15 protein-coding genes and 1 other annotated feature are annotated in these 12,248 nt (G+C 39.4%); of the genes, 5 read left to right on the forward strand and 10 right to left on the reverse strand.

The window, feature by feature from the left end; all coding sequences use genetic code 11:
* Positions 1-47: 47 nt before the first annotated feature.
* A complete protein-coding gene (locus MN204_RS10970; protein ID WP_249871124.1) occupies positions 48-353 on the reverse strand; it encodes a rhodanese-like domain-containing protein in 306 nt (101 codons plus the stop codon).
* Between the two features lie 152 nt (positions 354-505).
* Here MN204_RS10970 and MN204_RS10975 point away from each other — a divergent pair, with 152 nt between their 5' ends.
* Complete coding sequence (locus tag MN204_RS10975) at positions 506-1,246, forward strand: YybI family spore inner coat protein (protein ID WP_249871125.1); 741 nt, start codon at positions 506-508, stop codon at positions 1,244-1,246.
* Positions 1,247-1,437: 191 nt separating this feature from the next.
* Here MN204_RS10975 and leuS read toward each other — a convergent pair whose 3' ends face one another.
* A complete protein-coding gene (leuS, locus tag MN204_RS10980; protein ID WP_249871126.1) occupies positions 1,438-3,852 on the reverse strand; it encodes a leucine--tRNA ligase in 2,415 nt (804 codons plus the stop codon).
* Between the two features lie 198 nt (positions 3,853-4,050).
* Positions 4,051-4,271: a binding site (T-box leader), on the reverse strand.
* Positions 4,272-4,483: 212 nt separating this feature from the next.
* On the opposite strand from leuS, the gene mnmM reads away from it, so the two are divergent.
* Positions 4,484-5,041: a tRNA 5-(aminomethyl)-2-thiouridylate-methyltransferase MnmM gene (mnmM, locus tag MN204_RS10985; protein ID WP_249871127.1), complete on the forward strand. Its 558-nt coding sequence runs from the start codon at positions 4,484-4,486 to the stop codon at positions 5,039-5,041.
* Between the two features lie 260 nt (positions 5,042-5,301).
* Here the strand turns inward: mnmM and MN204_RS10990 are convergent, their stop codons facing one another.
* The 6 genes from MN204_RS10990 to MN204_RS11015 form a co-directional block, all read right to left on the reverse strand.
* Positions 5,302-5,691, reverse strand: a complete 390-nt coding sequence (locus tag MN204_RS10990) for a VOC family protein (protein WP_249871128.1) — start codon at positions 5,689-5,691, stop codon at positions 5,302-5,304.
* Positions 5,692-5,711: 20 nt separating this feature from the next.
* Positions 5,712-6,062 carry a VOC family protein gene (locus MN204_RS10995; RefSeq protein ID WP_249871129.1) on the reverse strand — a complete coding sequence of 117 codons (351 nt, stop codon included), beginning with the start codon at positions 6,060-6,062 and terminating at the stop codon, positions 5,712-5,714.
* Between the two features lie 75 nt (positions 6,063-6,137).
* Positions 6,138-6,476: a DnaJ family domain-containing protein gene (locus tag MN204_RS11000; RefSeq protein WP_249871130.1), complete on the reverse strand. Its 339-nt coding sequence runs from the start codon at positions 6,474-6,476 to the stop codon at positions 6,138-6,140.
* 18 nt (positions 6,477-6,494) lie between these two features.
* A complete protein-coding gene (locus tag MN204_RS11005; RefSeq protein ID WP_249871131.1) occupies positions 6,495-6,896 on the reverse strand; it encodes a VOC family protein in 402 nt (133 codons plus the stop codon).
* 26 nt (positions 6,897-6,922) lie between these two features.
* Entirely contained in the window at positions 6,923-7,945 is a 1,023-nt protein-coding gene (locus MN204_RS11010) for a DUF2332 domain-containing protein (protein ID WP_249871132.1), read from the reverse strand.
* 32 nt (positions 7,946-7,977) lie between these two features.
* Positions 7,978-8,406: a GNAT family N-acetyltransferase gene (locus MN204_RS11015; RefSeq protein ID WP_249871345.1), complete on the reverse strand. Its 429-nt coding sequence runs from the start codon at positions 8,404-8,406 to the stop codon at positions 7,978-7,980.
* A gap of 334 nt (positions 8,407-8,740) precedes the next feature.
* Between MN204_RS11015 and MN204_RS11020 the strand changes: the two genes are divergently transcribed.
* Together MN204_RS11020 and MN204_RS11025 are read left to right on the forward strand one after the other, a co-directional pair.
* Positions 8,741-9,094, forward strand: coding sequence for a PadR family transcriptional regulator (locus MN204_RS11020; RefSeq protein ID WP_249871133.1), 354 nt, complete (start codon positions 8,741-8,743; stop codon positions 9,092-9,094).
* Entirely contained in the window at positions 9,087-9,863 is a 777-nt protein-coding gene (locus tag MN204_RS11025) for a DUF1129 family protein (protein ID WP_249871134.1), read from the forward strand. Before MN204_RS11020 ends, MN204_RS11025 begins: the two co-directional genes overlap by 8 nt.
* A 142-nt stretch (positions 9,864-10,005) precedes the next feature.
* Here MN204_RS11025 and MN204_RS11030 read toward each other — a convergent pair whose 3' ends face one another.
* On the reverse strand, positions 10,006-10,428 hold the full coding sequence (locus MN204_RS11030) for a DUF1801 domain-containing protein (RefSeq protein ID WP_249871135.1): 423 nt from the start codon (positions 10,426-10,428) through the stop codon (positions 10,006-10,008).
* Between the two features lie 12 nt (positions 10,429-10,440).
* Complete coding sequence (locus MN204_RS11035; RefSeq protein WP_306798688.1) at positions 10,441-11,463, reverse strand: tetraprenyl-beta-curcumene synthase family protein; 1,023 nt, start codon at positions 11,461-11,463, stop codon at positions 10,441-10,443.
* 155 nt (positions 11,464-11,618) lie between these two features.
* On the opposite strand from MN204_RS11035, the gene MN204_RS11040 reads away from it, so the two are divergent.
* Entirely contained in the window at positions 11,619-12,140 is a 522-nt protein-coding gene (locus tag MN204_RS11040; RefSeq protein WP_249871137.1) for a gamma carbonic anhydrase, read from the forward strand.
* Positions 12,141-12,248 lie beyond the last annotated feature (108 nt).

The following is a 12,248-nucleotide window of genomic DNA, read 5'->3' on the forward strand; positions in this document are numbered from 1 at the left end:
CAAAAAAGGCTATTTCCGTATATTCCCGAAATAGCCTCTTTATATAGTTAGACGATTACTTCGCCTTCCCACTCCAGCATGCCGCCCTTCATGTTGGTAACTTTTAAACCTTGTTCATTCATATACTTCGCTGCATTCATACTTCTTGCTCCTGAGCGGCATACCATAATATAATCTTTGCTCTTATCTAAATCGGATACTGCCTCTGGAATATCACCCAGTGGAATATGTTTTGCATTTTCGATTATTCCTTGAGCGACTTCTTCATCTTCTCTAACATCAATAACTACAATATTATCTTTTTTCATAATCTGCTCGACTTCGGTTGGAGTCAATTCATTAATATTTGCCAATACACTCACCCTTTTCAATTTGTCTACTCTCAATTTTACGGATATTGTGCATAGGATGCAAACACGAAGTACAATCTAATGATATTGAGTAAATGCATTTGTATCAGACAAGGATGATCGCATGTGAACATAATGAATGGAGTTAATGTAAAATGAATATCTTGTTTCTTCTATTGTTATTTATTCCGACGGTTTCTTATTCTGCTGAAACAGAACCAAAGGATACGATAGTGATTGATACCTATCAGGAAGATCTTACAGGGGATGGAGATAATGAAAAAATAGAATTAAAAGGAATACTATTTTCACAGGATGCGCAGTATTACCAAAATATATGGACAGAAATCTCCTCTGCATCAGGACCTAATTGGAGTATCAATTATGGTGGTGGTTACGATCCCCAGTTACAGTTTATCGACTTAAACCATGACAAAGTGAAGGATATTTTCTATCAAAGCCCTACAGGCGGAAGCGGCGGACTGTACAGTTATAACCTGCAAACCCTGGCCAAAGGTGATTTAAAGGAGCTTGAATTACCAAAGCAGCACTATGTAAAAGGAATGTTTGAAGATAATTTTATTGTATCCATTGATTTTGTTCCTGAGGGGCAACCAGATTTGGTAGATGTCAGAGATAGAGCAGACGACTATATCCGTCTTGGCATTTACGATAAAAGTGGCGCTTTACTGAAATCCCCCTCTCTTATGATTGATCCAATTGCTTTCTTTGAACCGGTAAAAATCAGCACTAGTAAAGGTTATGGTTTAAAAAGTTATCAGCAAATTAGCGGGGCATATCATGCGGATAGACTAGGCTCCATCAAAACGATTTGGTATTACGAGAATGAAAAATGGCTTATTTTAAAAACCGAATGGATTCCTGCAAGGTTATAATAAAACAATTACTTACGCTTAAAAGCGAAGGCACTCTCTAATCCTTTCAGCGAATGTCTGCGTACCATTTATTGAGTTGGGTAAGTCTAACGTTTCTAACCTGTTAGCGTCCTTATGCAGAACGAAGTGTTTTAAAACTTTATTACAAAAAAATCTCTCCTTTATAATAAAGAAGAGATTTTTTCATGTCATTAATTTGCAACGAAGTTAACAAGTTTCCCAGGAACAATAATAACTTTTCGAATTGTTTTTCCTTCAAGCCATCTTTGCATACCTTCATCAGCCATTGCAATTGCTTCCAGTTCATCTTTAGAAATATCAACAGGCACATTTATTTTTGAGCGAACCTTACCCATTACTTGCAAAACAACTTCAACTTCATCTTCAATTAACTTGGATTCATCAAATATCGGCCATCCAGCATAGCTAATGGTTTCCGTGTGTCCGAGTTTTTCCCATAGTTCTTCTGCAACGTGTGGTGCAACAGGGGAAAGCAGCTTTACAATTCCCTCTACATAGGCTTTTGGAATATGGTCTGCTTTGTATCCTTCATTAATAAATACCATCATTTGTGATATACCTGTATTGAAATGAAGGTTCTCGAAATCCTCGGTTACTTTTTTTACTGTTTCATGATAGACCTTATCAAGCGCAGCATTACTTTCGTCAGTAATCTTCTCTGAAATTGTGCCATCATCATTGATGAACAGTCTCCATACACGATCAAGGAATCTCCTTGCACCATCAAGTCCGTTGGTTGACCAAGCAACAGACGCATCGAGTGGGCCCATGAACATCTCATAAAGGCGCAATGTATCTGCACCGTGAGAAACGACGATATCATCTGGGTTTACGACATTCCCTTTTGATTTACTCATTTTCTCATTACCTTCACCAAGAATCATTCCCTGATTGAATAGTTTTTGGAATGGCTCTTTTGTAGAGACAACTCCAATATCATAGAGGAACTTGTGCCAGAAACGAGCGTATAGCAAATGTAGTACAGCGTGTTCAGCTCCACCGATATAAATATCGATTGGCAGCCATTTTTTCAATGCTTCTGGATCTGCAAGCTGTTCGGTATTGTCAGGATCAATATACCGGAGGAAATACCAGCAACTGCCAGCCCATTGTGGCATTGTGTTTGTTTCGCGGCGCCCTTTCATTCCTGTTTTCGGATCGACGACATTCACCCATTCACTGTTATTCGCAAGTGGCGATTCTCCAGTTCCGGATGGTTTGATTTCAGACATAACCGGAAGTTCCAGTGGAAGTTCTTCTTCAGGAACAGCTGACATAGAACCATCTTCCCAGTGGATAATTGGAATTGGCTCCCCCCAATAGCGCTGTCTTGCAAACAGCCAGTCACGCAGACGGTAAGTAATTTTCTTCTCACCTTTTCCTTCGTCGACAAGCCAGTCAATCATTTTGGAGATTGCCTCATTCTTACCAAGGCCGTTAAGAAAGTCGGAGTTAACATGCTCCCCATCACCGGTGTACGCTTCCTTTGTTACATCTCCACCGGCAACCACTTCTACGATCGGCAGTTCGAACTTTGTTGCAAATTCAAAGTCACGTTCGTCATGAGCAGGAACCGCCATGATGGCACCTGTTCCATAGCTCATCAATACATAATCTGCAACCCAGATTGGCATTTTCTCGTTATTTACTGGGTTTATCGCATATGCACCAGTAAATACACCTGTTTTATCTTTAGCGAGATCCGTACGTTCCAAATCGGATTTTGTTTGCACTTCATGCAAATACTGCTCAACCGCCTCTTTTTGTTCTGCAGTTGTAATTTGCTCGACAAACGGATGTTCTGGAGCAAGAACTGCATACGTAGCACCAAACAGCGTATCCGGACGTGTTGTGAAGACAGTAAAATCTTTGTCGTGTCCATCAATATTGAACGTTACTTCTGCACCTTCCGAACGACCGATCCAGTTACGTTGCATTTCCTTCAGGCTGTCCGGCCAATCAAGCTCATCAAGGTCATCCAGCAGACGATCTGCATAAGCAGTAATTCTCAGCATCCATTGTTTCATTGGCTTACGCACGACGGGATGACCACCACGTTCACTTTTTCCATCAATCACTTCTTCATTTGCCAAAACTGTTCCAAGTGCAGGACACCAGTTCACAGCAACTTCATCAATATAGGCGAGGCCTTTCTCATAAAGTTTAATAAAAATCCACTGCGTCCATTTATAATAGCTGGGATCAGTCGTATTCACTTCACGGTCCCAGTCATAAGAGAAACCAAGCTCTTGAATCTGACGTTTGAATGTAGCAATATTTTTTGCAGTAAATTCAGCGGGACTGTTTCCCGTATCGATTGCATATTGTTCAGCTGGAAGGCCAAATGCATCCCAGCCCATAGGATGCATGACTTCATATCCCTGCATCCGTTTCATTCTTGAAAGAATATCTGTAGCTGTATATCCCTCTGGATGCCCTACATGTAGACCTACTCCAGATGGGTATGGAAACATGTCTAGCGCATAAAATTTCTCCTTATCTGAAAAGGTTTCCGTTTTAAACGTTTTATTTTCCAACCACTGTTTTTGCCATTTTTTCTCAATTTGCTGATGGTTAAAGCTCATCTGATTTTTCCTTCCTTTCAATGTTCAACTCTCTATTATGAAACAACTAAAGGCCCAACTGACTTGCTAAGGCTTATGGACACGGCCATCTCGGGGGTCACCCAGCGACTAACGACTCCCCACTTCCGAACGATCAAGTCATCATCGATTCGCAACGGCGCCTCCGCTTTTGCAATATAAAAAAGCCACTCATCCCTAAAAAGGGACGAGAAGCTATATTTCCCGCGGTACCACCCAAATTAACGCATCCATTTACGTTCGCTTGTAATCCTTAACGCGGACGAGACGGCAAAAGCTAATCTTGTTCACTTCTGCAACATTAAAGGTGAGTTCATAATTTCCTCCAGCGACAGCTTCCACCAAACACTGCCTCTCTAGGCCTGAAAAAAGTTACTACTGGTCCTTATCAGAGTCGTTGAATTATTTAATCGAATTATAATGAATAGAGAACTTCTTGTCAAGGAGTCAAGCCCCTTCACTTAAGTAATAGTACCATCTTATGTGTAATTGGTGAAATTCGGCACTGTATTTTTTCAGAAATTTACCAATAACTTTTCAATTTCTGCGTTAGCGATTCCATGATAAACTAAATAGAAGAAGGAAATCTATCATAAAGGAACGTGCATCTGTTATGTTAAAAGGAATCCTTAATTACGCACACTATTTACTTGAAGAATCTATTGAAAAAGGTGAAAAGGTAATTGATGCAACCTGCGGAAACGGAAATGACACGTTATTTCTAAGCAGGATTGTTGGTGAAGATGGGCATGTCTATGCTTTTGATGTTCAGGAAGAAGCTATTGCAGCTACAAGAAAAGCATTAATCAATAACACAAGGACGAATGTATCCTTGATTCATGATAGTCATGAAAACATTGCTGACTATATCAATGAGAAAGAAATAGGTGGGGCCATTTTTAATCTCGGTTATTTACCCAAGAGTGATAAATCCATCATTACAAAAGGCGACACTACCGTCAACGCAATAGATGTCATAGTAAATCTGCTTAAAAAAGGCAGACTTATTGTTCTTGTCGTTTACCACGGCCATGAAGGCGGCAAAGAGGAAAAGGAAACTCTTTTGAGATATCTTCTCCACCTGGATCAGAAAAAGTTCAATGTACTGCGTTACGGGTTCATCAATCAGCAAAATGACCCGCCATTTATACTGGCAGTCCAGAAAAAATAGGTGCCTGTCACTCCCTGAATCATGTCGAAGAGAGTCGAAAAAGAAGGAGCAAGTTTTTCATGTGAGAAGATTTGCTCCTTTCCTGGTATGCTCTCCTTCCGACCATGACTCAGTTCCACCTTTTTTTTAGTAACTCAGCAATGCCCCTGAAAAGAAGGCGAAATAAAAAAAGACCATTTCCGAGACGAAGAAGACATTATCCAATACCCATTCCCTTTTACTGCTAAATGCTAGCAAAATCCCCTGCCAGAAAAACCAATCTAATTCGTGCAGGCCATAATGACATTCCCATCCGGATCAGAAAAATTAAACCAAGCAAAATTCTCTCCCACCCGTTCAATTTCTCTTACAACTTCCACTCCATTTTCCTTTATAAATTCATAGGCTACATCAATATCATCCACAAGAAAATTGGCAATCGGATTGGGGCTGGGTGCGTGCTTGAAACTTTTGTCAAACGTATGGTCATCCAATGTCAAGCCGGTTGTCCCATTGATTGGTATATTAAACACAGGGGACTCTACCTGCTCGAGGTCGACATCCACACCTAAAACCCGACCGTACCACTCTACAGATTTTTTTAAATTTTTCACATGGATAAACACTGTACCTATTTTATTTTTTATTGGTGATTTAGTAAATGTACTCATAACAAATCTCCTCTCTATATCTATTTCCAACAGCAAACCTGTAACCTGTTGCCATCCATATCAAAAAAGTCAAAGAATCTATTTACGTCATCATGTTGCAGTTCCCCAAGCGATACATCCTTTTCTGCAAGCAATGCATATAACTGATCGATACGTTCGGAAAAAAATATCGGATAAGGGTTATTACTGTTTGTTTGCATGTCTCCCTTTTCCAATGTTAAGGGTATCCCTTTCTCCCCAACATGGAGTACACAATATCCATCAGCCTTAAATGACTCCTGAAAACCGAGTGTTTCCTGATACCATGCACTTGCTTTCTTGACGTCTGAAACAGGCAAACATATCGTGTCAATCCTATCGATTAATCCCATTATCCATCACTCCTCTACATAAAAAACTAAAAAACATACATGGCGCAAACCCGTAAGAAACATCAGTCAAACCACTCACCAAATCTCTTTCGCCTTTGCCAATTCCTCAATATCCACGGGTGACTTTTGCATGGAAGATGGGCAAGCAACATTATATTCTTTTATTTTCTTATTAATCATCTTAATGTCTTTCTCCGTCTTGGCGTTGTGAACTAAAGCTGATATTTCCTTTTGAAGCTTTAGCCAATATGGCAAATAGCCTGCGTCCTTGGCAATTTTTTGGAAGTTTTGAAAAACATCTCTTTCCAAATAACCTTTTGGCAGGGGTTTACCCTTTCCTTTTAGATTAAAGTTATCCTTTTCACCAGATGCGTCAAGAATATCACCAATTAAATCGTTATATTTTTGATCCATCGTAAAACCTCTATTCTATTAGAGTTTTGGTGCCACAATTTCCACTTTGATTCTGTCAGGATCTTCAAAATAAACAGCGTAATGATTAATCCCCCCGGCATACGGATGTTTATCCGAATACAAAATTGGAATACCTTTTTGCTGTAAACGCTTTGTAAGTGCATCAACCTGTGCGCTTGATTCTGCATGAAATGCCAGATGATTAAGGCCAACTCGCTTTCTGTAATAGGAAGATGGAAGATACTTTTCTTCTGTCTGTACAAAAACAAGATAGCTATCATTTAGTTTCCAGCTCCGTCCCGCATCCCACTTTTGAAACAGATGGTACCCCAGTTCCTCCAACAGCCATCCCCAAAAATCGGTTGATTTGGACAGATCTGACACGTTCATCTCCATGTGATGAATAAGTCCTTTTCCCATTTGCCAGCCTCCAATTGTTTGTATCTTTAAACTAAATTCCATTCAAACCATCTTCCATGGGCATCCGTCTCACCAATTGTATTTTCATAAAACGTTCCATCCATAAAATAATCAAGATGCAGCTTTCCATCCCAAATATTATTATATATATGATATACATTTCGGTTTCTGCCAATCTTATTTATCTCTTCAAGCAATTCTTCCTTTACTTCTTTTGGTAGTTGATTGGCTACATGGGTATGAAAAATGCATAGCGTATGATTCTCTGGTATCTGTTCTGCAAGGGATGGGAGTAACTTTACACCATCACCTTCGACGAGTTTTGGTGGATTCTTCTTATATTCCTTCACCGCTTGCTCAAAAATGGCAAATCGTTCTGTATGTTCTGGCCAAATCAGTGCTTTCAGCCACAAGTAATCCTCCTCATTCCTTAGATCGCAAATATGGAGATCTACTCCGACCCGTGCCTTCACTGGAGGAATTTTATCAATAAGAGTTAACGTGCCATTTTTAACTTGCGTTTGTATGTGCAACCGAGCATCCTTGCTTCCATAAATTTTCTCATTGCCATAAGAATAAGAAAAGCGATCCCATAACAATTGTAGCCCGGCACTTGTTCCTATTTCTATGAAAGACAGGGGTTTCTTCGTCTTTCTAAAAACGTAGCAAAAAACAGGATATAAGTAAGCGCAACGCCTTACCTCATTTGTCTGTACATTTTTGGTTTTCAGGATGGAGATAATTTCTGTTTCATAGGATTTGCAGAAACGTTTAAAATGTGGAAAGGAGTCTTCAGGTGCTTCTTCATCTCCGGTTATACTCGGATAAAATTGTTTTAATGTATGATTTTTTCCTTTTAAAAGTAAATAGTGTACCGCTCCGTATAATAAATTTGGAACAGGCTGCCCCATATGAGCGTGTGAGCTTAACTCTAGTAACCAATCATCCTTGGCAATCTTTAGTGAAAGATACTCATACAGTGGACTCGAATCTTTACACTCGACTTCCGCAAAACGCCGGAATATTTTCGATTGTTTTTCATAAGTCATCGCCAATCCTCCTAATCATTTCGGGAAGGTGCTCAATCAAGAACTTTATAAAATCCTGTTGCCTTTCCTTCGAAACCTCTGCGTTCATAAAAACGATGGGAATCCTTCCGTTCGTCTCGATTTCCACTGTTCAGGACCAGTTTATGAATACCTTTTTCTCTTGCTAACGATTCAGTTTTCTCGAGAAGCTTTCTCCCCACTCCAAGATTTCTGTACGTAGATGCTACTACGAATGCAACAATTCTTATGTAGTCGTCATTTTTTTCATAATGGTGACTTTCAATCATCCCGATCATTCCGACAACTGAATCATCAACAACCGCAACGAACGTATGGTATGAAGGTGATGCATTTATTTTTGAAAAACGCTTTTGCATTTCTTCTTTTGTTACGGGATAGCCCAACTCACCCATAAGTCCGGCTAACTGTTCTACATCGTTTTTTTTGGCGCTGCGTATCATTACTTCCAAATGATTCACTCCTCTACTTTCAAACTTATTTTTTGGATACGGTAGATATGGAAAGCGCTGTTGTCATGATGATTAGCTACCTTATCTGGACACTCTAAAACAAACATCCACTCCCTATACTAATTCGATAAAGGGTCCGGAAATCCTTTTTAAAAACTTGTCAGCGCCGCGCCTTTGGGCGAATGCCTTACTCGCTAAAAAAATTCTCCTATAACTCTTGCATTGCAAGGTATTTAATTATATAATTTCTCTATACCTTGTATAACAAGATATCTAGTTATGATAATTAACCTTGCATTGCAAGAGTTATGGAGGTGATTGGAGCTTGTCCACAACGACACAGATGATGAAGGGAATTTTGGATGGTTGTTTGCTGGCCATCATCAAAAACAAAGAAGTTTATGGGTACGAACTAGCTGAAAAGCTTGCAGATTATGGGTTTGACAACTTCAGTGAGGGTACGATTTATCCTTTATTACTACGAATGCAAAAAGAAAGTTTCGTGACATCCACATTAAAAAAATCGACTGCAGGACCGAAGAGAAAATATTATTCTCTCACCGAAAAAGGAGAAGAGGAACTTCGTGACTTCTTAGAAAGGTGGAACTATCTGCAAACGAGCGTAAATAATGTGCTTAATCATGAAACAGTAACGAGGAGGAGTGGAAACGATGATTAAACAGAAAGTCGAACTGTCGGAAAAAAGCAGAAAGTTTCTGGAGGATTTACATGTCTATCTTTTTTCAAGCGGCAAAAATGAAAAAGAAATGAAGGAAATTGTAGAAGAATTAGAGGATCACTTCGTGGAGGCTGAAAAAAATGGCAAATCTATCGAGCATATTATCGGGCAATCTCCTAAAAATTATATGGATGAAATTTCTGCTGAGATGCCCGTTGATTACAAAGCCTGGTTCAAATATATCCCCCTGATTATTACCGGTGCATTTTCCTTTATAATCATTAGTGACTTATTTAAGGGCACTCTTACCTACTCCTTATTGGAAATCGTTGGTTTTATCGTCATTGTCGGAATTTTCCTGGAAGGCACGTCCATTAGTTTCCGTTATGTTTCTGCAAACGACCTGAATCGAAAAAAGGAATTTTCCATCCTGTTTATACTTGGCATGCTACCAATGATCCTGTTTTTGGCTCTTATCCTGCTTAACAGTACGATTGAAACTCCCATTGTTCATTTTGGTATTACTGGTACTGTCATTATAGCAATTATTGCATTTATTTTTCTGACTGCTTTTTCAATCTGGACGCGTAGCTGGGTGTTAATTATCTTTATAGCTTTATTGAGTCTTCCTAATTTCTTCCTAAGTTTTACTGCCCTGACCGAATCTGCACGCCTTATGACCGGTACACTCATAACGTTTGCCGGGATAGCTATCTACCTTTTAATAATAAGTCGTACGGATAAAAGTAAACGTATTAAACTACCTTGATTGCCAAGTGAATTTCACAGTGGCGTTTGCTACAGCAGAGCTTTCGTAACTATTTGCTTGAGTAGAATCCTAGAGTTTGACGGAGCAGATTTATGTATAAATAATAAAGGGATTACCGACTTGAACATCGGTAAATCCTTTATTACTTCCTCGGATATCGCTTCTGTAAAAACTCCACCGACTGTTCTATCAGTTCCTTCAGCACATTGACATCAATATCCGCCACTTTATTAATATACACACATGCTTTCCCAGTCGTATGTTTTCCAAAGTCCTCAAGCAACGCTTCCCGTCTTTCATCTCCAGTCGCAAAATAAAGACTGTGCTTTGCTTTTCTTGGGGAAAAACCAACAAGCGGAGCATCCCCCTCATGGCCCGAGTCATATTTATAATGGTAGGATCCAAAGCCAATGATGCTGTTCCCCCACATTTTCGCTTTTTCACCAGTTGACTCCGTAAAAATATCAAGAAGCTTATACGCATCTTCCCGTTTTTTTATACTATCCACATTTTCGATAAATTCGATTACACTGCTGTCGTTTTCCTTCGTTTTTAATTCATACATAATCGGCCTCCCTCAGGAATTTTCCATCTTATAATAGAATTTTATATGGAAGTTAATGAATTTTGCTGTCGTTCCGCTTGATTTCAGCAATGCCTTACTCATATTGTTCGAGCCTTTCATTTTTCTTACTTTATTATCTGCTAAATAAAGACCGACAAGCCCATGAATAATCATTTCGTGAAATTTTCGGTCTGGAAGTTTCTTTGCATGAAGATTGGATTGTTTTATAAAAAAATCGAAACGCTCCTTCATATGATTCTCATCTTCATAGTAAGTGCAGAAGTTTAAGTCACCTTCCATCCGGTCCTCCTGCTGATCAATATAATAATCAAGCATGATATGCAAACCTTGTATATACGGAAAATAACTGTCGTAAATTTCATGGGAAGTCTTTTCGTCAATCTTCCCTCCTAGGAAATAGGAAATGAGGCAAAAGATTCCTAACGTTGACCCTGTAGCTGCAGAGAATTCGTACCACGTCAGTTCAGGTGCCTTTTTCTTGTTTTGTTCATGCCAGTTCGTTAAACGCGGGATTCGCTCTTCTGCTTTCACATGCTTATGTACTTGTAAATCAGCATACAACTCCTCCAGTTGCCAGACCTGATTACATATATATTCATAGCCTTTCAGATTTTTTAGGATATCCTGACATGTTGCTACCAATTCTGCCAGATAGCCACCATCCTCCTGTTCTTCCCGAAAACGATAATAATTTTTCAAATCATTTTCTGGAGTCAGCGCATCTTTTAACGATTGATGCAAAAGCCGGAAGTCATGTGGATTGAGGGATGTACTGCGATCACACAAATTATCAAGGTAGTCACTGATTGTCTGGTAGGCAACAATAAAACGGATTGCCGTTTTATTCTGATTGCCGGCAAGCAGAGAATACACTCCCCCACCCTGACAGTGAAACTTCTTGGAATCTATACTTGCAATTGCCTGTGTGCGTAATTCCTCATTGGGAATCTGCTTAGCCCGATTTCTCCAATAATTGATTTCCTCATCAACCATAGGGAAAATTTTTTGGAACATGGACCGTAGAAGTAAAATTGCATTGCTTGGCACCCGACTCACATTATTTCCTCCATTCAAATACGTTCTTACCGTAATTTACCTTTTAAATTTGTTATACTAATTATACATCATATAGACATGAAACATACAAATGAGAACGAGGAGATGAATGCATGATAGACCATTATAATACTGTTTATCCAAAAATCCATGAGAGCGCTTTTATAGCAAAAGACGCGGTTATCAATGGTGATGTAGAAATTGGCGAGGAATCCAGCATTTGGTTTAAAACCGTGATTCGTGGGGATGTAGCCCCGACTAGAATCGGCAAAAGAGTAAGCATTCAGGACCTATCCATGCTGCATCAAAGTCCGAACAAACCACTTCTTGTCGAAGATGATGTTACCGTTGGCCACCAGGTCACCCTGCATTCAGCAGTTATCCGCAAAAATGCATTGATTGGTATGGGTTCAATCATTTTAGATGGAGCTGAAGTTGGCGAAAATGCATTTGTCGGGGCCGGAAGCCTAGTTCCACCCGGTAAAATAATCCCACCAAACACAATGGTAATGGGAAGACCTGCCAAAGTCGTGCGGGAACTGAATGAAGATGATTATGCCGAAATGGAACGCGTGAGAAAATCATATGTTGAAAAAGGAAAATATTATAAGGAACATACGAATATGGGGTTATAGCTAGCAAAATAGAAGACCGTTATCGCAGAATATGATTTGCAGATAACGGTTTTTTAGTTGCAGAATCTAGCGATAGGTTAAAAAATCTTTTTCTTATAAATTTACTAA

This window comes from Oceanobacillus saliphilus, from assembly GCF_023522835.1.
GTDB classification, from domain to species: domain Bacteria; phylum Bacillota; class Bacilli; order Bacillales; family Amphibacillaceae; genus Oceanobacillus; species Oceanobacillus saliphilus.